General features: G+C 69.4%; 19 protein-coding genes. 5 read left to right on the forward strand and 14 right to left on the reverse strand.

Annotated elements, in window-relative coordinates; translation table 11 throughout:
• Positions 1–87 precede the first annotated feature (87 nt).
• Positions 88–972 (forward strand): transcriptional regulator GcvA, encoded by an 885-nt coding sequence (locus tag HWX00_RS28785; RefSeq protein ID WP_059561555.1) that lies wholly within the window; start codon positions 88–90, stop codon positions 970–972.
• 39 nt (positions 973–1,011) lie between these two features.
• On the opposite strand, the gene HWX00_RS28790 is transcribed toward HWX00_RS28785, so the two are convergent.
• From HWX00_RS28790 to flgB, 13 genes are all read right to left on the reverse strand, one after another.
• The gene (locus HWX00_RS28790; RefSeq protein ID WP_049031340.1) at positions 1,012–2,319 is read right to left on the reverse strand and encodes a solute carrier family 23 protein; all 1,308 of its coding nucleotides are present in this window, start codon (positions 2,317–2,319) and stop codon (positions 1,012–1,014) included.
• Between the two features lie 260 nt (positions 2,320–2,579).
• On the reverse strand, positions 2,580–3,821 hold the full coding sequence (gene flgL, locus HWX00_RS28795) for a flagellar hook-associated protein FlgL (RefSeq protein ID WP_034190318.1): 1,242 nt from the start codon (positions 3,819–3,821) through the stop codon (positions 2,580–2,582).
• Positions 3,822–3,843: 22 nt separating this feature from the next.
• Positions 3,844–5,826, reverse strand: coding sequence for a flagellar hook-associated protein FlgK (flgK, locus tag HWX00_RS28800; RefSeq protein ID WP_059561552.1), 1,983 nt, complete (start codon positions 5,824–5,826; stop codon positions 3,844–3,846).
• Positions 5,827–6,021: 195 nt separating this feature from the next.
• Positions 6,022–6,777, reverse strand: coding sequence for a flagellar brake protein (locus tag HWX00_RS28805; RefSeq protein WP_034190316.1), 756 nt, complete (start codon positions 6,775–6,777; stop codon positions 6,022–6,024).
• Positions 6,778–7,021: 244 nt separating this feature from the next.
• Positions 7,022–8,011, reverse strand: coding sequence for a flagellar assembly peptidoglycan hydrolase FlgJ (flgJ, locus tag HWX00_RS28810; RefSeq protein WP_034190315.1), 990 nt, complete (start codon positions 8,009–8,011; stop codon positions 7,022–7,024).
• On the reverse strand, positions 8,012–9,196 hold the full coding sequence (locus HWX00_RS28815; RefSeq protein WP_034190346.1) for a flagellar basal body P-ring protein FlgI: 1,185 nt from the start codon (positions 9,194–9,196) through the stop codon (positions 8,012–8,014).
• A 5-nt stretch (positions 9,197–9,201) separates the two neighbouring features.
• Positions 9,202–9,891: a flagellar basal body L-ring protein FlgH gene (gene flgH, locus HWX00_RS28820; protein WP_034190314.1), complete on the reverse strand. Its 690-nt coding sequence runs from the start codon at positions 9,889–9,891 to the stop codon at positions 9,202–9,204.
• A 21-nt stretch (positions 9,892–9,912) separates the two neighbouring features.
• On the reverse strand, positions 9,913–10,701 hold the full coding sequence (gene flgG, locus HWX00_RS28825; protein WP_006477564.1) for a flagellar basal-body rod protein FlgG: 789 nt from the start codon (positions 10,699–10,701) through the stop codon (positions 9,913–9,915).
• 34 nt (positions 10,702–10,735) lie between these two features.
• The gene (gene flgF, locus HWX00_RS28830; RefSeq protein ID WP_034190313.1) at positions 10,736–11,494 is read right to left on the reverse strand and encodes a flagellar basal-body rod protein FlgF; all 759 of its coding nucleotides are present in this window, start codon (positions 11,492–11,494) and stop codon (positions 10,736–10,738) included.
• Positions 11,495–11,513: 19 nt separating this feature from the next.
• Complete coding sequence (gene flgE, locus HWX00_RS28835) at positions 11,514–12,758, reverse strand: flagellar hook protein FlgE (RefSeq protein ID WP_175028860.1); 1,245 nt, start codon at positions 12,756–12,758, stop codon at positions 11,514–11,516.
• Between the two features lie 27 nt (positions 12,759–12,785).
• The gene (locus tag HWX00_RS28840; protein ID WP_175028859.1) at positions 12,786–13,535 is read right to left on the reverse strand and encodes a flagellar hook assembly protein FlgD; all 750 of its coding nucleotides are present in this window, start codon (positions 13,533–13,535) and stop codon (positions 12,786–12,788) included.
• 46 nt (positions 13,536–13,581) lie between these two features.
• Positions 13,582–14,007 (reverse strand): flagellar basal body rod protein FlgC, encoded by a 426-nt coding sequence (flgC, locus tag HWX00_RS28845; protein WP_034190310.1) that lies wholly within the window; start codon positions 14,005–14,007, stop codon positions 13,582–13,584.
• Between the two features lie 37 nt (positions 14,008–14,044).
• Positions 14,045–14,533, reverse strand: a complete 489-nt coding sequence (gene flgB, locus HWX00_RS28850; protein ID WP_034190309.1) for a flagellar basal body rod protein FlgB — start codon at positions 14,531–14,533, stop codon at positions 14,045–14,047.
• 204 nt (positions 14,534–14,737) lie between these two features.
• Between flgB and flgA the strand changes: the two genes are divergently transcribed.
• From flgA to HWX00_RS28870, 4 genes are all read left to right on the forward strand, one after another.
• Positions 14,738–15,952: a flagellar basal body P-ring formation chaperone FlgA gene (flgA, locus tag HWX00_RS28855; RefSeq protein WP_034190308.1), complete on the forward strand. Its 1,215-nt coding sequence runs from the start codon at positions 14,738–14,740 to the stop codon at positions 15,950–15,952.
• Positions 15,953–16,070: 118 nt separating this feature from the next.
• Positions 16,071–16,400, forward strand: coding sequence for a flagellar biosynthesis anti-sigma factor FlgM (gene flgM, locus HWX00_RS28860; protein ID WP_034190307.1), 330 nt, complete (start codon positions 16,071–16,073; stop codon positions 16,398–16,400).
• 73 nt (positions 16,401–16,473) lie between these two features.
• Positions 16,474–16,914 carry a flagella synthesis protein FlgN gene (locus HWX00_RS28865; RefSeq protein ID WP_034190345.1) on the forward strand — a complete coding sequence of 147 codons (441 nt, stop codon included), beginning with the start codon at positions 16,474–16,476 and terminating at the stop codon, positions 16,912–16,914.
• A 154-nt stretch (positions 16,915–17,068) separates the two neighbouring features.
• The gene (locus tag HWX00_RS28870; protein ID WP_175868164.1) at positions 17,069–18,424 is read left to right on the forward strand and encodes an SGNH/GDSL hydrolase family protein; all 1,356 of its coding nucleotides are present in this window, start codon (positions 17,069–17,071) and stop codon (positions 18,422–18,424) included.
• 19 nt (positions 18,425–18,443) lie between these two features.
• Here HWX00_RS28870 and HWX00_RS28875 read toward each other — a convergent pair whose 3' ends face one another.
• On the reverse strand, positions 18,444–20,294 hold the full coding sequence (locus HWX00_RS28875; protein ID WP_175029341.1) for a M24 family metallopeptidase: 1,851 nt from the start codon (positions 20,292–20,294) through the stop codon (positions 18,444–18,446).
• Positions 20,295–20,432: the final 138 nt, after the last annotated feature.

Genomic DNA, 20,432 nt, shown 5'->3' on the forward strand with positions numbered 1-20,432 from the left:
CACTAAACGGTGAACCGAGGTTACCGCCGTTCGGGAGGATGGCAAAACGATTTTATCGGTGCGCCCTTGTGATCTAGAATCACAAGCATGGCACGCGATCTCCCGCCCTTTTCCGCGCTTCGGGCCTTTGAAGCCGCGGCACGACATGAAAGCTTCAGCGCCGCCGGCGACGAGCTGCATGTGACCCATGGTGCCATCAGCCGGCAGATCGCCGGATTCGAGGCGTGGCTCGGCAAGCCGGTGTTCCACCGCTACGGCAAGCGCGTGAAGCTCACCGACGAAGGCCGCCGCTACCTGGACACCGTGCGGGCGGCGTTCGACAGCATCGCGCACGCGACCGAGCAGTTGCGCCATACCGGCGCGGCGCGCGTGCTGCGCATCAACGCGCTGCCGACCTTCGCGATGAAATGGCTGCTGCCGCGCCTGTCGCGGTTCCAGCGCGACGTGCCGAACGTCGAGCTGAAGCTGTCGACGTCGAATGCGCCGCTCGACACGCTGAACGGCTTCGATGTCGCGATCCGCCGCGGCCCCGGCCACTGGCCGACCTGCACGAGCGGCCACTTCCTCGACGAAAGCGTGATCCCGGTCTGCAGCCCGGCGCTGCTCAGGCGCGCGCCGATTACCCGCGCGGACGATCTCGCGCGGCACGTGCTGCTGCATTCGGATACGCGGCCGGAAGGCTGGCGCGACTGGTTCGCGGCGGCCGGCGTGACGATGAAGGGGCGCAAGCGGCAGTCGTTCGACCACTTCTACCTGGCGCTGCAGGCCGCCGTCGACGGGCTCGGCGTCGCGCTCGGCCCGCTGCCGCTGATCGACGACGAGCTCGCGAGCGGACGGCTCGTGATGCCGCTGGCCGGGCCGCGCATCGCGACGCGCAGCTACTGGTGGATCACGCCGCACGCGCCGGCCGACGATCCGCTCGTCGCGCAGTTCTGCGCGTGGCTGCAGGCGCAGTCGAATACCGGCGCGTGAAGGCGCGCCGGCGGGCGGCAGCGCGCCGCCCGTCCCCGGTCAGACCACCGGGCCCGGTTCCTTTTCCTTGCGCAGGATCGCGTACAGGATGATCGCGCCGAACGTCGCGGTGCCGATCCCGCCGAGGCCGAAGCCGCCGAACTTCAGCGAGAAGTCGCCGGCGCCGAGCACGAGCGTGACGGCCGCGACGATCAGGTTGCGGTTGTCGGAAAAGTCGACCTTGTTGACGACCCAGATCCGCGCGCCCGTCACCGCGATCAGCCCGAACACGACGATCGACACGCCGCCGAGCACGGGGCCCGGGATCGTCTGGATCACCGCGCCGAATTTCGGCGAGAAGCCGAGCCCGATCGCGATCAGGGCGGCGAGCGCGAACACCAGCGTCGAGTAGATCCGCGTGACGGCCATCACGCCGATGTTCTCCGCGTACGTCGTGACGCCCGTGCCGCCGACGCTGCCCGACACGATCGTCGCGAGGCCGTCGCCGATGAACGCGCGGCCGACGTAGCGGTCGAGGTTATGCCCCGTCATCGCGCTGACGGCCTTGATGTGGCCGAGGTTCTCGGCGACGAGGATCACCGCGATCGGCGCGAGCATCAGCATCGCGTGCGGGTCGAACACCGGGGCGCGGAAGGCCGGCACGCCGAACCACGCGGCCTGCCCGACGATCGAGAAGTCGATCGGCTTGCCGAGGCCCATCCCGTTGGTCGCGATCGCATGGATCGCGTAGGCAATCGCGAGCCCGACGAGGATCAGCAGGCGCTGCATCATCCCGCGCGCGAACACCGCGACGCCGCCGACGCACAGCACCGTGACGAGCGCCATCACCGAATCGAAGGTCGACGCCGAGACGCCCTTGACCGCGATCGGCGCGAGGTTCAGCCCGATCACCGCGACCACCGCGCCGGTCACGACCGGCGGCATCAGCGTCTCGATCCAGCGCGTGCCGATCGCCTGCACCAGCGCGCCAAGCGCGACGTAGACGACGCCGCACGCGACGATCCCGCCGAGCGCGACCGGAATGTTCGGGTTCGGGCCGCTGCCGCCGTAGCCCGTCACCGCGATCACGAGGCCGATGAACGCGAAGCTCGAGCCGAGGTAGCTCGGCACGCGGCCGCCGACCAGCACGAAGAACAGCAGCGTGCCGATGCCCGACATGAAGATGCACAGATTCGGGTCGAAGCCCATCAGCAGCGGCGCGAGCACGGTCGAGCCGAACATCGCGACCACGTGCTGCACGCCCATCGCGATCATCTGCGGCCACGCCAGGCGTTCGTCGGGGCCGACCACGCGCGATGCCGCGCCGGTCGATTGGACCCGCCAGCGCGGGAAGTAGGAATCGGACATGGGGAAAGGGCTCCTGTCGGTCGCCGGCTGCCTGGGATGCGCCGGTCTGGAATCTGGCGCGAGTTTACGGAGCGGAGATGGGGCTGGCAAGCGCGCCGGCACGCGCGGCTGACGGGCGTGTGACGTAGTGTCCCGCCTGCGCGGACCGGTGCGCGGCCGCGCGGCCCGGCGAAGCGGCCGCCCGCGCGGGGCACGCGGGCGGCGGAGGGCGCCGGCGCGGACGTAAGCGTGCGCTCACATCGCCGCCGGCGCGCGGTGCATCAGGGGTTGATGTACTGGAACAGCGACATGTTCTGCAGTTGCACGTAGGCCTTCTGCGCGCCGGTCAGCGCGTTCTGCACCTGCAGGTACTGGCTGATCGTCGTGACCATGTTGGTGCTGGTCAGGTCCGACAGGTTGCTGGTCGTCTGCAGCGACGCCGTCTGGTTGACGGCCTGCATCGCCTTGACTTCCTGCTCGCGGCCGCCGACCGATGCCTGGATCGTCGTGACGTTGCGCATCGTGTTGCCGAGCTTGGTCGAGCCGGTCATCAGCGCATTCTTCAGCGCCGCGCCCGCCACCGCATTCGCCGTCACGGGCGTCTTCAGCGCCGAGATCATCGCGTCGAGCGTCGAGAACACGTCGGAGCCGCCGCTCGCCTGCGGCGCGGGCGAGACCGCGAACGTGTCGCCGGCGGCCGGCGTGCCCGATACGGCCACCGTCATCCCGCCGCCGAGCGAGATCGCCGAGCCCGCCGAATAGGCCTGCGCCGGCGTGGTGGTCGGCGGGCTGGCCGAATTGTCGGTCACCGTGTAGGTCGGCGCGGCGGCCGTGCCGCCGAACGTGATCGAGAACTGATGGCCGTTCGTCGCGATCGACGGATTCGTCACCGTGACCGCGCCGATCGTGCCGGTGCCCGTGTTGCCCGCGCCGGCCGACGGCACCGGCGAGCTGCCGATCGCCGGCACCGACATGAAGACGGCCGCGCCCGTGTCGCCCTGCGCCACGGTGCTCGAATCGGCGATCTGCACCTGGCGCGTCCCCGTGTCGCCGACATAGGTGACGCTGCCGCTCGGCGTCGTCGAAAACGGCGCCGCCGAATTCTTCGTGCCGGCGAACAGGTAGTTGCCCGCGCCGTCGTTGGTGTTCGCGAGCGTCATCAACTGGTCGCGGTAACCCTGCAGCTGCGTCGCGAGCGCCGAGCGGTCGCTGTCGGACAACGAACCGTCGCCGGCGCGCACGAGCAGCGTCTGCGCGCTCGTCAGCACGCTGCTCACGCTCTGCAGCGTCTGGTCCTCGGCCTGCAGCGACGCGAGCGCGGTGTTCTGGTTGGTCGCGTACTGCGACAGCGTCGCCGACGTCATCGACAGCTGCACGGCCTGCGCCGCGCCGGCCGGGTTGTCGGCCGCCGTCTGCAGGCTCACGCCGCTCGAGATCTGCTGATACAGCTGCGCGAGCTGGGCCTGCTGATCGTTCATTTGGGAAACGTTCAGCTGGAAGAACTGGGCGCTGGAAATCCGCATCGCTTCTATTCCTCGAATCCGGTCAGTTGAACAGGCCGAGCACGGTCTGGAACAGCGTCGCCGCCGTCTGGATCACCTTCGCGTTCGCCTGGTAGAGCTGCTGGTACTGCATCAGGTTGGCCGCTTCCTCGTTCTGGTTCACGCCCGACACCGACTGCTGCGCCTCGGTGATCTGGCCGATCAGCCCGGTCTGCGCGGCGCTCGACGATTTCAGCTGGGTCGTCGTGTTGCCAATGCCGTTCACGTAGCTCGCATATGCGCCCGTGAGTGTCGTCGTGCCGTTGCCGAGCGCCTTCGCGTTGACCAGCTTCGACAGCGCGAGCGCGTTGGAGCCGTCGCTGGTGCCGCCCGCGTACGGCCCGATCGTGAACGAGTCGCCGGTCGCCGGTGCGCCGGACAGCGTGACGCTCACGCCGTTGAGCGCGCCCGCGGCCGTCCCCGACATCGTCAGCGTCGCGCCGGCCGCCGGGTCGTACGGCACGGTGTCCGTCGGGTTGTTGATCGTGACCGACGTCGGCGGCGTGGTGCCGATCGTCACCGTGGTGCCGACCGGGAAGCCCGTCAGCGTCTTCGCCGTCGCGTCGTAGGTCAGCTTGGTCGTCGGCACCTGGTAGCCCGCGGTCACGCCGCCGAGCGTGATCTTGCCGGTGCCGGTGTTGGTGCTCGCCGCCGACGTGACGGCCGGCGACGCGGCCGCGATCGCCGACGCGCTCGTCGTCGCGAGGCCGAAGCCGTTCAACGCGCCGCGCGTCGGCAGCACGGTGAACTTGTCGCCGGCGTTCATCGTGCCGGACGGGGTCGAGAAATTCAGCCCGCCGAGCGAGACCGGCATCGGCCCCGCCTTCTGGTCGACCACCGCGCCGCTCGCGCGGTCGGTCAGCGTGTAGTTCGTGCCGTCGAACGAGAGCGTGTAGTCGCTCGTCGTCGGCTGCGACGCGTTCGCGAACGACACGGACAACGACGCGTTGCCGGTATTGCCCTGGTTCGAGTACACGGTCGGCGACGGCATCGTGAACAGGTTGCCGCCCGGGTTGCCCGACAGGTCGATGCCGAGCGCATTCTGCGCGTTGACCTGCGCGGCGAAGCTGGTCGCGATCGCGCCGAGCTGGGCCTGCGCGGGATCGAGCGTCTGGCTGCGGAACGCGAGCAGGCCGCCGAGCGTGCCGCCCGACAGCGACGAATCGGGCAGCGCCTGGTTCGGCCCCTGCGGGTTCGCGCCGGCGATCCCCTGCGACACGACGGTCAGCTCGCTCGGATCGGACGACGACGTGACGGCCGCGAGCTGGTAGCTCTTGTCGGCGACGACGAGCGGCTGGCCGCCCGACAGGAACACGCTGTAGCCGCTGTCGTTGCGCACGACCTGGATGCCGGCGAGGCCCGACAGGTTCGACACCGCGAGGTCGCGCTGGTCCATCAGCTGGTTCGGCGGCTGCCCCTGGCTGCTCGCCGCCGCGATCTGCTGGTTCAGCTGCGCGATCTGCGCGGTGTACGTGTTGATCTGCGACACGGTGCTGGTGAGCTGCGTGTTCACGCTCTGGCGCAGCGCGTCGTACTGCTGGCCGGCCGCGTTGATCTGGTTGGCCAGCGTCTGCGCGTTGCTGATCGCGGTCTGGCGCACCGACGGGTCGGACGCGTTGTTCGCGACGTTCTGCAGCCCGGTGAAGTAGCTCGTGATCCCGGTCGAGATCCCCGCCGTCGGGCTGCCGATGTAGTTGTTCAGCTGCGCGACGAGCGTGTACCACGTCGACAGCGCGCCGCCCTGCGTCTGCGCGGTGTTCAGCTGGTCGCTCAGGTACTGGCTGTACTGGCGCTGCACGGTGACGGTGCTCACGCCTTGCGGCATGTAGCCGCTGCCCGTGTACTGGCCGCTCGTTTCGGCATAGACCGGCCGCTCGACCGAATAGCCGGGCGTCGCGGCGTTGCTGATGTTGTTGCCGGTCGTCGTGAGGCCCCAGAGCGCGGCATTCAGGCCGCTGACGCCGAGGTTCATGAGTGTGTTGGACATGCGCGATCCTGATGAGCCGGCCGCGCTGCGGCCGCCGGGTTGCGTGACTCCCGGTATAACGGCCGCCGATCGAAAAAATTGAGGAAAAAATGCACGCGCGACGCGCGCGTGCGCGTCGCCGGTCGAAGCGTCCGGCGGGCAGGGCCGGCGGCGGGTCGCGGGGCGCGCCGGGCAAGGCCGGCGGCCGCGGGCGCGTCAGGCCCGCGCGAGCGAGCGGCGCTTCATTTCGAGCTGCGTGATCAGCCGTTGCAGCGTGTTTTCCGCGCTGCCCGGCAGCGACATGTAGCGAAAGCCGAGCTGGTAGCGCCGCGACCCGTTCGGCATCTGCGTCGAGCGCTGCGACACCAGCTGCAGGTCGAGCGACAGCTTGCCGTGGCCGGTCAGCTCGAGCTCGACGTCCGGCAGCAGCGTGCCGACCTCGAGCGCCTCGACGCGTTCGTCGGCCGTGCGCAGCCCCACGCCGCCGAGCGACAGGTTATGCACCTCGAACAGGAAGCTCTCGCCGTCCGGCAGCTTGCCGCGGCACAGGAACGGATCGACGATCGGCGCGTCGACGCGGAAATATTCGCGGCGCTGGATGCAGACCAGCACGTCGGGGAAATCGGCGACGAACGCGGGCAGCCCCTCGAAGCGCGTCTCGCGCGGCGTGCCCGTGGTGAATTCGACGCGCACGCCCTCCGGCGAAGCCGCGAACGTGCAATGCGACGCGCCGAGGATGCCGGCGTTCTGCTCGGACAGCGCACCCCAGTCGAACGTGAACGTCCGCGCACCGACGTCGACCTCGAGCAGGCGCGTGACGAGCTGGCCGCCCGGGTACTGGACGGTCAGGAAATCGCCGCGGTTCACGAGGTTGCGCAGCTGCACGCCGATTTCCAGCGGATTGCGGCGGGCATAGTCGGGCCCGGAGTGGCCTGCATCCAGGCTGGGGTCCGTCGACGTTTCGATATTCATGGCTAGCCGGTCTTTCTTGTCATGAGCGCCCGGACAACCGGTGCGCAGTAAAACCGGGCCAGATCACGAGCCCGGTCACAGGTCTCTCACACTTAGCGGCAGTGCTGACCGAAAGTTTAGATCGAATTGGCGAATTTTTTCGCGCAAACGTTGAAACCGCGCGCGGCGAGTTGCCGGGCGCGGTCCGAAAGGGGCGAGCGGAGGGCGGCGGGCGCCCGTTTCCGGCGCAACCGGGCGCGGGCCGTCAGCCGATCTGCTGCATGATCGAGATCAGCTTTTTCGCGTAGTTCGGGTCGGTCGCGTAACCGGCCTTCTGCATCCCGTGCGCGAAGCCTTCGACGCTGCGGCTCGCGCTGAGCACGCCCGAGTAGCGCGGGTTGTTCTTCAGCAGGTTCGCGTAGTCGGTCATCGCGTGCTCGTACGAGTCGTACGCCCGGAACTTCGCGACCACGCGGCGCGGCGTGCCGTTCACGTATTCGGTCGTCAGCGCCGACACCGTGCGGCCCGTCCAGCTCTTGTTCGCCTTGATGCCGAACACGTTGTAGCTGGTCGAGCCGTCGGCCGCGCGGATCTCGCGCTTGCCCCAGCCCGACTCGAGCGCGGCCTGGCCGACGATGAAGCGCGCCGGGATGCCGGTCGTCGCGCTGGCCGCCTGCGCGGGGCCCGCGAGCCGGTCGACGAACGCGTCGGCGTCCTGCACGCCGCTCGCGCCCTTCAGCGGCGGCGTCAGCGCGCTGCCGGCCGAATAGCCGCGCGCGCCGGCAAGCCCGCCGTTGTTCGCCGCGTTCGCATAAGCCTTCGCCATCGCGTTCATCGCGGCGAGGCTGCCTTCGTTGCCGGCCGTGCCGAAGCCGGCCGCCCCCAGGCCGCCCGCGCCGGCACCCACGTCGGCCGCCGTGTCGCTGCCGGCACCGGCGCCGGCGTTGCGCAGCAGCTGCTTCATCAGCGCGTCGGCGACGCCCATCCCGCGCGTCGACATCTGCTGCGCGAGCTGCTGGTCGAGCATCGACGTGTACATCTTCGACGTATGCGAATCGAACAGGCCGCCGTCCGGCGACGCGTCGCGCATGCTCTTGAGCATCATCTGCGTGAACATCGCGTCGAACTGGCCCGCGACCGCCTTCGCGCCGGCCTGCGGCGACTGCCTCGCCTGCGCGCGCAGTGCATCGAAACCCTGCACGTCGAGCGCGAAGCGCTGCGTGAGGTCGTTCGCGTTCGGAAGGTTCGCCGCCATTTAGATGACCTCCAGGTCGGCGCGCAACGCGCCGGCCGCCTTCATCGCCTGCAGGATCGACATCAGGTCCGCCGGCGTCGCGCCGAGCGTGTTCAGCGCCTTCACGACGTCGGCGAGGTTCGCGCCGGCCGTCACCATCTTCAGCGCGCCGTTGTCCTGCTTCAGCTGGATCTGCGACTGCTGCGCCACCACGGTCTGCCCGTTCGAGAACGGCCCCGGCTGCGACACGACCGGCTGCGTATTGACGACGACCGACAGGTTGCCGTGCGCGACCGCGCAGCTCTGCAGCGTGACCATCTGGTTCATCACGATCGAACCGGTGCGCGCGTTCAGGATCACCTTCGCCGCGGCCTTGTCCGGACTCACGTCGAGGTTCTGCAGCCGCGCCATGAACGCGACCTGCTGCGCCGAATCGGCCGGCGCCGCGAGCTGGATCGTGCGGCCATCGAGCGCCGTCGCGGTGCCCGGGCCGAAGCTCGAGTTGACCGCGGATACGATCCGCTGCGCGGTGCCGTAGTCCATGTCGTTCAGCTGCAGCTGCAGCACGCCGTTCATCTGCGCGATCGCGTTCGGCACCGCGCGTTCGACGATCGCGCCGCCGACGATCCGGCCGGCCGCGAGCTGGTTCACCTGCACGCGGCTGCCGTTCGCGCTGGCGCCCGCGCCGCCGACCGCCATGTTGCCCTGCGCGAGCGCGTACACCTGCCCGTCCGCGCCCTTCAGCGGCGTGAGCAGCAGCGTGCCGCCGCGCAGGCTCTTCGCGTTGCCGAGCGACGATACCGTCACGTCGAGCGCCTCGCCCGGCCGCGCGAACGGCGGCAGCGTGGCCGTCACCATCACGGCCGCGACGTTCTTCAGCTGCATGTTGTTCAGCGACGACGGGCCGCCGTTCGCCGAACCGTTGTTGATCGAGATGCCGAGGTTCGCGAGCATGTTCGCGAGCGTCTGCGTCGTGAACGGCGTCTGCATCGTCTGGTCGCCCGTGCCGTCGAGGCCGACGACGAGGCCATAGCCGATCAGCGGGTTGTCGCGCACGCCCTGGATCTGCGCGAGGTCCTTCAGGCGTTCCGCCTGCGCGGGCGCCGCGCCGAACACGCAGGCCGCGGCCACGGCCGCGAACGCGACGGCGAGCCGCGCGGCGGCTTGCACGCGGGCCGACAGGCGGCGGATCGGGGTCGTCTGCATCGTCATCACCACGGCGCGATGTTGAGGAAGAAGCGCTGCAGCCAGCCCATCGTCTCGGCTTCGTTGATGTAGCCCTTCGACGAGTATTCGATCTTCGCGTCGGCGACCTGCGTCGAGTAGACGGAGTTCGCGCCCGAGATCGTGTTCGGGTTGACGACGCCCGAGAAGCGCACGAATTCGTTACCCTGGTTGATCAGCATCTGCTTCTCGCCGCTGACCACGAGGTTGCCGTTCGGCAGCACGTTGGTGACGGTCACCGTGATCGTGCCGTTGAACGTGTTCGCCGCGCTCGCGCCGCCGGTCGCCGCGAACTTGTTGGCGCCGGTGGCCGACAGGTTCGCCTTCGCGAACAGTCCGCCGAGGAAGCCGGCCGTCGGCACGTTGAAGTCGGTGTTGCCCTGCCGGTTCGTGTTCGCGCCCGACGACTTGGTCGCGTTGATGTTCTCCGCGATCATGATCGTCAGGATGTCGCCGACGTTGCGCGGCCGCTGGTCCTCGAAGAGCGGCCGCCCCGCGTAGCCCGGGTTGTAGATCGAGCCGGGCGCCTGCATCGACATCGGCATCGGCGGCTGCGCCGTCATCGGCTGCTGGATGATCGGATCGCGCGGAATCTGCGCGCAACCGGCGAGCGCCGCCACCGCGACCGCGCAGGCTGCGCGGACGGGGGCTGACGGGAGGAGGCGGACCTGCTTCATGGCGACGGCGGGACTTTCCGGTTAGCTCTTCATCTGCGTGACGGTCTGCAGCATCTGGTCGGACGTCGTCACGGCCTTGCTGTTGATCTCGTAGGCACGCTGCGTCTGGATCATGTTGACGAGTTCCTGCACGACGTTCACGTTCGACGCCTCGACGTAGCCCTGGTTGAGCACGCCCGCGCCGTTCAGCCCCGGCTGCGACACGTTCGGCGCGCCCGACGACGTCGTTTCCGCGAACAGGTTCTCGCCCTTCGCCTCGAGGCCGGTCGGGTTGATGAAGGTCGCGATCTGCAGCGAGCCGATCTGTACCGCGTTGCTCGAGCCCGGCTGCGTGACCGACACGACACCGTCCTTGCCGATCGTCAGCGACTGCGCGTTCTGCGGCACGGTGATCGCCGGCAGCACCTGGTAGCCGCTCGACGTAACGAGCTGGCCCTGCGCGTTGGTCTGGAACGAGCCGTCGCGCGTGTACGCGTTGGTGCCGTCCGGCATCAGCACCTGGAAGAAGCCCGCGCCGTTGATCGCGACGTCCTTCGAGTTGCCGGTCTGCGTGAGGCCACCCTGCGTGTACAGGCGCTCGGTCGCGACCTGCTGCACGCCGGTGCCGAGTTGCAGGCCCGACGGCAGCTCGGTCTGCTGCGTCGAGTTCGCGCCGGGCTGGCGGATGGTCTGGTACAGCAGATCCTCGAATACCGCGCGCGACGCCTTGAAGCCGTTCGTGCTGGTGTTCGCGAGGTTGTTCGAAATCACGTCCATCTGCGCCTGCTGCGCATTCATGCCGGTGGCGGCGATGTAGAGCGAACGGTTCACTTGTCGATTCTCCTGCGTGGGCTGGCGCGGGCGCTCAGCTGAAGTTGAGCAGCTGGTTCGCCGACTGCTCGTTCTGGTCGGCCGTCTGGATCAGCTTCGACTGAAGCTGGAACGCGCGCGCGTTGTCGATCATCGCGACCATCGCGGTCACCGGGTTGACGTTGCTGCCTTCGAGCGAATTCGGCGTGACGACCACGTTCGGGTCGGCGTCGGCCGGATTGCCGTCGGCGGTGCGGAACAGCCCGTCGTTGCCGCGCGTGAGCGTGGCCGGATCGGGATTGACGAGCTTCATCTGGTCGACGATCGCGACGGCCGTCGGCGGATCGCCCGGCATCAGCGCGGACACCGTGCCGTCCTTGCCGATCGTTACTTCCGCGTTCGGCGGCACCGAGATCGGGCCGCCGTTGCCGATCACCGGCAGGTTGCTCGCGTTGACGAGCTGGCCGTTCTCGTCGACGTGCAGGTTGCCGGCGCGCGTGTACGCCTCGCTGCCGTCGGCCACCTGCACCGACAGCCAGCCGGCGCCCTGCACGGCGACGTCGAGCGGGTTGCCGGTGCGCGTGATCGGGCCCGGTGCGTAATCCGCGCCGGGCGTCGATGCGAGCACGTAGGTGCGCGTCGTCGTCGGGTCGACGTTGCTGCCGTCGCCGAAATTCATCGGCACCGCGCGATACGTCGCGAGCTGCGCGCGAAAGCCCGTCGTCGACGCGTTCGCGAGGTTGTTCGCGACGATCGCCTGCTGGTCGAGCGACTGCGACGCGCCCGTCATCGCCGTGTAGATCAGTCGGTCCATGGCTGCCGGTTATCCGCGCTTACAGGTTGATGAGCGTCTGGTCGACGGTCTGCTGCGTCTTGATCGTCTGCGCGTTGGCCTGGTAGTTGCGCTGCGCGGTGATCAGGTTGACGAGCTGCGACGCGAGGTCGACGTTCGAGTTTTCGAGCGCGCTGCCCTGCAGCGTGCCGTGGTTCGTGCTGCCCGGCGCGGAGATCTGCGGCACGCCCGATGCGGAGGTTTCCGCATACTGGTTGCCGCCGAGGTTCACCAGCCCGTTCGGGTTGTTGAAGTTCGCGAGCGCGATCTGGCCGAGCACGGCGGTCTGGCCGTTCGAGTAGTTGCCGGTCAGCTTGCCGTCGGCGCCGATCGAGTAGGTCGTCAGCGTGCCGCTCGCATAGCCGTTCTGCGCGAGGTTGTTCACGCCGTCCTTGCCGCCGTACTGCGTGGTGCCGGTCAGGTCGAGCGTGAGGCTTTGCGGCGTCGCCGAGCCGTCGGTGTTCGGCACGGTGAACTGGAACTGGCCGAGCGACGTGGTCGGCGTCGGCGGCGTGCCCGTCGTCGTGCTCTTGATCGCGCCCGACGTATCGAACGTGACCGTGCCGAGGTCGGTCGCCGTCGCGGCGCCCTGCACGCCCGCGTACGCTTCCCACGTCCCGGCCGACGACTTCACGAAGTACATGTTGACCGCCTGCGAACCGCCGAGCGAGTCGTACACCTGGATCGACGTCGAGTAGTTGTACGTCGTGTTGTCGGTCGGGTCGAACGGCGTCTTGGTCGGCGTCTTGTCCTGCGAGTTCAGGTTGAACTGGCCGGTGATCTTGGTCGTCGCGGTCGGTGCGATGTTGGTCGTCGGCGCCTGCAGCGCCACGGTCTGCGCGGTGTTGATCACGCCGCCCGCGTTGGCCGCGTAGCCCATCAGGTTGCGGCCCTGCGAGTCGACGATGAAGCCGTTCTTGTCGCGCTGGAACGTGCCGTCGCGCGAGTACGTCGTCACGCCGTTGTTCGACATCTGGAAGAAGCCGTTGCCGTTGATCGCGACGTCGAGCGACGAGTTCGTCGTATTGATCGTGCCCTGGCCGAACTGCTGCTGCACGGCATTCAGCGACGTGCCGATGCCGATCTGCGTGTTGACCGACGTCGCGACCGAGTTCGCGTACATGTCGGCGAACTGCGCGGTGCTCGACTTGAAGCCGACCGTGTTCGCGTTCGCGATGTTGTTGCCGATCACGTCGAGTGCGTTCGAGGCACCGGCGAGGCCGCTCAGACCCTGTTGATAACCCATTTCGATCTCCGTTTCGTGAAAGCTCGATCAGTTGGTGGTGGTGTCGCCGGCCGTGGACGACGTCTTGACGTTCGGGAAGATCGACGCGACCCGGGTGAGCCCGACCGTCGTACCGTTCGACAGCACCAGCCCCGCGGTGCCGTCCGCCTGCTTGATCACGCTCTGCACCGTGGCGGCCGCCAGCACGGTCGGCGCGTAGTTCTTGCCGTCGGTGCCCGTGTACTGCGCGCTGACCGTGTACGCGCCGTCCGGCAGCGCGTTGCCGGCCGCGTCGGTCGGCGTCCAGTTGAACGGCACGGTGCCGGCCGACTGCTTGCCCGCGTTGATCGTGTTGACGACGACGCCCGCGCTGTTCTTCACGGTGATCGTCAGGTTCGACACGTCGCTCGTGAGCGACACGCCGAACGGCGACGCCGCGCCGCTCTTCACCGCGACCGAATTGCCCGGCGCGAGCACGTTCGTGCCGATCAGCAGCGCGGCCTGCGTCTGCTGGCCGGCCGTGAGCTGCGTCGACAGCGACGTCAGCGACGTGTTCAGCTGCGCGATGCCGCTCACCGTGTTGATCTGCGCGAGCTGCGACGTCATCTGCGAGCTGTCGACCGGGCTCGTCGGATCCTGGTTCTGCAGCTGCGTGACGAGCAGCTTCAGGAACGTCGCCTGCAGGTCGCTCGCCGACGTGCCGTTGGTCGACGACACGTTGTTGGTGTTCATCGTGTCGGTCGGCAGGTTCGACACGTTCGTGCCGTTGCTGCCGATCGTCGTGCTGGAGGAAGTCATCCTGGTTGGCCTTCTGTCGGGTCTGTGAGGTCGGCGGGCGAGCGGCTTACGAGCCGATCGTCAGCGTCTTGAGCATCAGCGTCTTCGCGGTGTTCAGCGTCTCGACGTTGGCCTGGTACGAGCGCGACGCCGAGATCATGTTCACCATCTCCTGCACCGGATCGACGTTCGGCATCTGCACGTAGCCGTTCGCGTCGGCGGCCGGGTTCGCCGGGTCGTAGGTCGACTTCATCGGCGACGGGTCGTCCATCACCTTCGTCACGCGCACGCCGCCCACGCCCTGGCCGGACGCGGTGCGCGCGCCGCCGATCGGGTCGGTCGCGAACACAACCTGCTTGGCCTTGTACGGCTTGCCGTCGGGGCCGGTGGCGCTGTCGGCGTTCGCGAGGTTCGACGCGGTGACGTTCAGGCGCTGCGATTGCGCGGACAGCGCCGAACCGGCGACGCCGAAGATGTTCATCAACGAAGGCATGGTGGCTCCTGGTGCGTGTGCTCGGGTACGGTTGCGCTTACGAGTTCGTCGAGATCGCGGCGATCATCGCCTTGATCTGCTGGGTCATCACGGTCATCCCGGTCTCGTAGTGCAGCGCGTTGTTCGCGAACTGCACGCGTTCGACGTCGAGATCGACCGTGTTGCCGTCGAGCGACGGCTGCAGCGGCATCCGGTATTGCGCGCGGCCGTAGTCGTCCGACGGGCCGCCGGTCGGGATCAGCTTCGCGGTGCCGGCCATGTGGCCGGCCGCCGTCGACACCATCGACATGCCGCTCGTCACGCCGGCCGGCTGCGTCATCGGCAACTGCGCGGCGTTGCTCGGCGCCAGGCCGCCGCTCGTCTGCTTCAGCGAGCGCGCGAGCGTCGACGCGAAATCGACGTCGCGGGCCTGGTAGCCCGGCGTGTCGGCGTTCGCGATGTTCGACGACAGCAGTTCCTGCCGGTAGGCGCGCACGTCGAGCGCCTGTCGGCCGAACGCGAATTCCGCATCGAGTTTGTCCAGCATGTGTGCGTCTCTCCGTATGAAGCGCTGCACGCCCCTCGCGCCGGATGGCGACCCGAGAGGCTTTTTTCCATGACAGCGATGGTAGGCGTCGGACGCAACCGGCAATCGGGCGAATAACGCGGCAAAGGCCCCCTCTATTCATCGTTTGCGCGACGGCCCGGCTCCCTAGAATGCAACTCGGATCAACGGATCGAGGACACGGCGATGACGGACAGCGCACTTCGCGGCAGGAACGGGCGGCTCACGCGCGTCCGGCGTGCGTGCGTGCTCGCCGCGGCGCTGTGGATCGCCGCACCGGCCGTGCACGCGGAAGACGGGATGATCGTGATTCCCGGCCGCGGCGAGACGGCGGAAGCCGCGCTCGCGCACGCCAACGCGGCGAACGGCGGCCAGTTCGGCGGGCCAACGGGAATGGCCTCGGGTGCGGGCATCGCGCCGGAAGCGGGCCGCGCGGTTTCGGGTGCGGGTGCCGCGGCCGGCTACGCGGCGCAACCGGCCGGCGCGATGGTCGTGACGACCGTCCCGCCGCCGGCGCCCGCGCCCGTTCGTGCAGCCGCCCGTGCGAACGCCGGCTACGGCGCGCAGCCGCGCGCCGCCGACCCGACCGCGATCGCGACGGTCGTCGCCGGCACGGCCGAATCCGCGTCGAATCCCGTGCGGCCGGCGCCCGCGCCTGCCGCCGCCGCCCGTTTCGCAGCGGCCCGCGCCGCGTCAGCCGCACCGGCGCCGCGCGCGGCAGCGGCTTCCGCGCCTCCGGCCCCGGCCGCCGCCGCGGCGCAGCCCGCGACGCCCCCCGGCCAGCAGGATCCCGAGACGATCCGCCGCGCGGCCCTCGCGTTCCTGCAGCAGCAGATCGCCGGCCTGCCCGGCAAGACCACCGCGACGGTCACGACCGCGTTTCCGCGCGGGCTCGCCGCGTGCACGACGCTCGAGCCGTTCCTGCCGACCGGCGCGCGCCTGTGGGGCCGCACGACGGTCGGCGTGCGCTGCGCGGGCGAGCGGCCGTGGACCGTCTACCTGCAGGCGAAGGTCGCCGTGCAGGCCACCTATTACGTCGCCGCGCGCCAGATCGCGCCCGGCGAGCCGCTCTCCGCGGCCGACCTGGTCGCCCGCGACGGCGACCTGACGGTCATGCCGCTCGCGGTGATCACCGATCCCGCGCAGGCGATCGGCGCGACCGCGCTCGCGCGCATCTCGGCCGGCCTGCCGCTGCGGCAGGACATGCTGAAGAGCGCGGCGTCGGTATCCGCCGGCCAGACGGTGCGGGTCGTCGCGGCCGGGCCCGGCTTCACGATTTCGGCCGAAGGCAGCGTGCTCGCGAACGCGGCGCCGGGCCAGTCGGTGCGGGTGCGGATGGCGGCGGGCCAGATCGTCACGGCGATCGTCAAGGACGCCGGCACCGTGGAAATTCCGCTATAGGGACGGATCAAACGGCAAGAGTGTAAAGAATTGTTTATTCGGAGCATTTCGGGCTCGCGATGCTAAAGTTCGGGCCGACCCGGCCGTTATCTGGGTCAAACCGTACAGGAAACCCATCGTGAAGATCGATTCCACTCCGAACCCGAGCCCCCTGGCGCCGACCGGCAACGGCGCGTCCCGTGCGCAATCCGGCACGGCCCAGTCGTCCGCGCCGGCGGCCGACGCCGGATCGACCGGCGGCGACACGAGCGTGAACCTGTCGGGTCTGTCCGGCCAGCTGCGCTCGGTATCCGCGTCGGGCGACGCCGATATCGATACGGGCCTGGTCCAGTCGATCAAGGACGCGCTGAACAACGGCACGTTGACGATCGACGCAAGCAAGATTGCCGACGGCGTATTGAACACCGCCCGCGAGCTGCTGCAGCAGCAGCGCCCGCAGGGTAACTAAGCCGGCCCAGGCCGGTTCCACCGGTTTGCCGGCGCGCGCCCACCGCGCGCACCGGCGCGACGAGCATGACGCGATGAGAGAAGAGCTGCTGGCCACGGTCAACGACGAACACGCGACGGTCGAAGCGTTCGCGTCCCTGCTCGTCTACGAGGAAAAGGCGCTGACGACGGCCGAGCCGCTCGAGATGCTGCCCGGCATCGTCGAAAGGAAAAGCGCGCTGATCGACCGGCTCGCGCAGCTCGAACGCACGCGCGACACGCAGCTTTCCGCGCTCGGTTTTCCGGCCGGCAAGAAGGGCATGGACCAGGCCGCCGAGCGCGATGCGCGCCTCGCGGGCCGCTGGCAGTTGCTGCAGCAGGCCGCCGAACGCGCGCGCCAGGCCAATGCGAACAACGGAATGCTGATCCGCATCCGGATGGACTACAACGAGCGCGCGCTCGCGGTGCTGCGCTCGGCGCCCGCACCCACCGGCGTCTACGGCCCGGACGGGCGCGTCTCGGCGCTGGCCCGCTGACCGGCCGCCGCCGCCGCACTCACCGCCTCTCGCCGCCGTTCGCGGCCACTCACGATTCTACAGACCGGGCCCGAGCCCGGCACCCACGGTCCCTTCCGATACACGGCCGCGCAACCGCGCCGCCGTCCCGTCACAACAATCAGAAGAGGGCCGCATGCCGTATTTCCGTATTCCGTTGTTTTCCCGTATCGTCGCCGTTTCCGCTGCCGCGGCGCTGGGCGGCGCGCTGACGCTCCCCGCCGCGCGCGCCGCCGGCCCCGCGCCGCTGCCCACGCCGACGGGCGACATGTCGTTGTCGCCGGCCGGCCCCGACGTCGCGCCGCCGGCCGCGTCGGGCACGCCCGGCGCGACGGCGCGCGCCGCGCGCCGCGGGTCCGACACCTACACGTACCTGCGCTGCTGGCACCGGATCGACGCGGATCCGCTGAAGCCGGCCGCGACCTACGAATGGGCGCGCGACCCGGCCGGCGGCGACTGGTATCGCGTGCCCGGCTACTGGTGGGCCGACGGCGCCACGCAGTGGAAGAACATGTTCTACAGCACGACGCCGCAGGACACGCTCGCCGACGTGTGCCGCAAGACGCTGGCCGCGAAAGGTATCCAGGCCGGCCTCACGCAGGCGGTCGCGGCCAACAACGCGCTGTCGTTCAACTACACGGTGTGGACCCTCGACGACGCGCGGCAGGATGCGCGCGTCAACAAGCTGATCGTGTTCGGCGACAGCCTGTCCGACACCCAGAACATGTTCAACGCGAGCCAGTGGAAGCTGCCGAACGGCACGAGCTGGCATGCGGGGCGCTTCAGCAACGGCCCGGTGTGGGCCGAATATCTCGCCAACGCGCTGCGGCTGCCGTTCTACAACTGGGCGATCGGCGGCGCGGCGACCGACCAGCACCTCGTCGTGCCGGGCCTCGTGCAGCAGATCGACTCGTGGCGCGAATACATGGATCGCGCGCCGGACTACCGGCCCGCCAACACGCTGTTCGCGGTGTTCGCGGGCGGCAACGATCTCGTGAACTACGGGCGCTCGCCCGAGCAGGCGGCGAATGCGGTGCGCGACAGCCTCGAGCGGCTCGCCGCGGCCGGCGCGACGCGGATCATGCTCGTCACGCTGCCGGACGTGTCGCGCGCGCCGGTGTTCGCGACCCGCGCCGACACGGCGAGCGTCGCCGCGCAGGTCAGGGACTACAACCGGCGGCTCGTCGACGCGGCCGCCGCGCTGCGCGATCGCTACGGCGCGGCGCTGCGGCTCGAGGTGTTCGACGCCTATGCGCCGTTCGACGACCTGCTGAGCCACCCGGCCCGGTACGGCTTCGACGACGCGACGCGCGCGTGCCTCGACATCCCGAAACCGTCGTCGCTCACCTACCTGGGCGCGCAGACGCCGCGCGCGGACTGCCGCGACCCGGCGCGCTTCGTGTTCTGGGACACGCTGCACCCGACGACGCGCACGCATGCGTGGCTCGCCGAGCGGATCGCGCCGTTCGTGCGCGCGCGCCTGCTGAACTGACCGCCGCGGGCGGCGGTGCCTACAGCAGCGGACACGCGGTGACCTGCGTGCCGCGCTCCACGCACAGCCGCTCGTAGTCGCGCAGGTACGCGCGCTCGCCGTCGTCGAGCAGGTCGAGATCGATCAGGTCCCAGTCGTAGCCGACCGTCACGATGTTCTCGAACGTCACGGTATCCGGCTGCGTGTCGTCGGGCCGGATGATCACGATGTTCTCGATCCGCACGCCGCCCTTGCCCGCCAGGTAGATGCCCGGCTCGACCGAAATCACCGCGTTCGGCACCAGCCCGTACTTCGCGCCGGGCGTGAACCGCACGCCGCCCTCGTGCACGTGAATCCCGACGCCATGCCCGGTGCCGTGGCCGAAATCGTGGCCGTGGTCGCGGCACACCTGCCGCACGAGCGCATCGACGTCGGCGCCCGTCGCCGTGCTCGGGAAGCGCGCGACGAGCCCCTTGATGCAGGCCTTCAGCGCGACGGTGTAGATCTCGCGCTGCCACGGCTGCGCCACCGTATCCGGACGCGTGCGGCGCAGCACGACGCGCGTGCAGTCCGTCGCGAAGCCGGCTTCGTAGTAAGCGCCGCTGTCGAGCAGCACGAGCTCGCCTTCCGTCAGCTCGACGCCGGCGCTCGCCGCCGTGTAGTGCGCGAACGCGCTGTTCGCGCCGTTCGCCGCGATCGACGGAAACGTCAACGCGACGGCCGAACGCGCGCCGTACGCGTCGTTGATCGTGCGCGCCAGGTCGTATTCGGTGTGGCGGGCGCCCGGCTCGCCGGTCTTCGCCCAGCGCATCGTCTCGGCGATCGCCGCGGAGCTGCGCGCGAATGCGTCGCGGAAGCGCTCGAGCACCGCCGGCGTCTTGCTCGCCCGCATCGCCTCGACCGGGTTGAAATCGGCATGCCGCGCGTGCGGCCACACGCGGCTCACCGCGTCGACGAGTGCGCAATTCACCGATTCGAAGCCGTAGCACACGTGCTCGACCGCGAACCGCGCGAGAAAGCGCTCGAGCGCCGCGACATCGCGGCGGATCACGTGCAGCGCCGGATACGAATCGAGCGCGACCGGGCAGCGATCGCAGCCTTCCGGCAGGAACAGCACGACCTGGCCGCCGACCGCGAACAGGAAACCGAGGTGCGACGACGCATTCGGGATGTGATAACCGCGGCTGTTCAGCAGATACGCGAGATCGTCCGACGCGCACGAGAAGAACGCGGTCTTGCCGTCGGCCGCGCCGGTATGCGCGGCGAGCCGGCGGTTCAGCGTGTCGAGGTTCTGCGCGACGCTCAGGCCCGTCATCGATTCCGGCACCTCGAAGATCGGCCGCTCGACGATCCAGCCCGGCAGCGCGATCGCGCGGTCGATCTCGCGATCGGCGAGGCCCGTCCAGTCGAGCGACGCGGCCTGCGTCTGCGCGAATAGCCGGTCGCGCTGCGCGACGCTGATCCGCAGCGCGTCGTAGCCGACCCGCGCGAGCCGGCTCGCATGCGCGACCAGCCAGTCGGCCATCGCCTGCCAGATCGTCACGTTCATCCCGAGCTTCTCGATATGCACGCGCGCCGGATCGCACTGCTGCTCGGCCTGCAGGTGATACCGGCCATCGACGAACAGCACGAACGGCGGCACGCCGAGCGCCTGCGCGGTGGCCGCGCTCAGGAAGATCCCGCAGCCGGCCGACCCGTCGAAGCCCGACAGCGCGTAGCGCGGATTGTTGCTGCGCGGCAGGTACTCGGTCACGTATTCGTCCTGCGACGTGACGACCACCGCGTCGAGGCGCGCGGCGTCGAGCAGGCGCGACAGGCCGGCCTGCGTGTCGGCGACGGACGCGTCGTACGGAGGCAGGCCGGAGAAGCTGTATTTCAGTCGATCGATCATCGTGTGCCCGTTATTCATTGTTGTCGGCGGCCGGCGGCGTGACGCGGCATGGCGCATGCCTGAAGCGACACGCCGCCCTGGCGCGGATCACGCACGGCCCGGCGCGCAGCCGGGCCGCGGTGCCGTTCCGGCAGCAGG

This window comes from Burkholderia seminalis DSM 23518, assembly GCF_902832885.1.
Taxonomy (GTDB): Bacteria; Pseudomonadota; Gammaproteobacteria; order Burkholderiales; family Burkholderiaceae; genus Burkholderia; species Burkholderia seminalis.

What these genes read in the sequence shown, in the direction of transcription:
- HWX00_RS28815 (WP_034190346.1), bottom strand. Translation starts at nt 9,196, where the DNA reads ATGCAGACGACCCCGATCCGCCGCCTGTCGGCCCGCGTGCAAGCCGCC.
- flgH (WP_034190314.1), bottom strand. Translation starts at nt 9,891, where the DNA reads ATGAAGCAGGTCCGCCTCCTCCCGTCAGCCCCCGTCCGCGCAGCCTGC.
- HWX00_RS28785 (WP_059561555.1), top strand. Translation starts at nt 88, where the DNA reads ATGGCACGCGATCTCCCGCCCTTTTCCGCGCTTCGGGCCTTTGAAGCC.
- HWX00_RS28865 (WP_034190345.1), top strand. Translation starts at nt 16,474, where the DNA reads ATGAGAGAAGAGCTGCTGGCCACGGTCAACGACGAACACGCGACGGTC.
- HWX00_RS28840 (WP_175028859.1), bottom strand. Translation starts at nt 13,535, where the DNA reads ATGACTTCCTCCAGCACGACGATCGGCAGCAACGGCACGAACGTGTCG.
- flgB (WP_034190309.1), bottom strand. Translation starts at nt 14,533, where the DNA reads ATGCTGGACAAACTCGATGCGGAATTCGCGTTCGGCCGACAGGCGCTC.
- flgJ (WP_034190315.1), bottom strand. Translation starts at nt 8,011, where the DNA reads ATGGCGGCGAACCTTCCGAACGCGAACGACCTCACGCAGCGCTTCGCG.
- flgF (WP_034190313.1), bottom strand. Translation starts at nt 11,494, where the DNA reads ATGGACCGACTGATCTACACGGCGATGACGGGCGCGTCGCAGTCGCTC.
- HWX00_RS28805 (WP_034190316.1), bottom strand. Translation starts at nt 6,777, where the DNA reads ATGAATATCGAAACGTCGACGGACCCCAGCCTGGATGCAGGCCACTCC.
- flgA (WP_034190308.1), top strand. Translation starts at nt 14,738, where the DNA reads ATGACGGACAGCGCACTTCGCGGCAGGAACGGGCGGCTCACGCGCGTC.
- flgK (WP_059561552.1), bottom strand. Translation starts at nt 5,826, where the DNA reads ATGTCCAACACACTCATGAACCTCGGCGTCAGCGGCCTGAATGCCGCG.
- HWX00_RS28875 (WP_175029341.1), bottom strand. Translation starts at nt 20,294, where the DNA reads ATGATCGATCGACTGAAATACAGCTTCTCCGGCCTGCCTCCGTACGAC.
- flgE (WP_175028860.1), bottom strand. Translation starts at nt 12,758, where the DNA reads ATGGGTTATCAACAGGGTCTGAGCGGCCTCGCCGGTGCCTCGAACGCA.
- flgC (WP_034190310.1), bottom strand. Translation starts at nt 14,007, where the DNA reads ATGCCTTCGTTGATGAACATCTTCGGCGTCGCCGGTTCGGCGCTGTCC.
- flgL (WP_034190318.1), bottom strand. Translation starts at nt 3,821, where the DNA reads ATGCGGATTTCCAGCGCCCAGTTCTTCCAGCTGAACGTTTCCCAAATG.
- HWX00_RS28790 (WP_049031340.1), bottom strand. Translation starts at nt 2,319, where the DNA reads ATGTCCGATTCCTACTTCCCGCGCTGGCGGGTCCAATCGACCGGCGCG.
- HWX00_RS28870 (WP_175868164.1), top strand. Translation starts at nt 17,069, where the DNA reads ATGCCGTATTTCCGTATTCCGTTGTTTTCCCGTATCGTCGCCGTTTCC.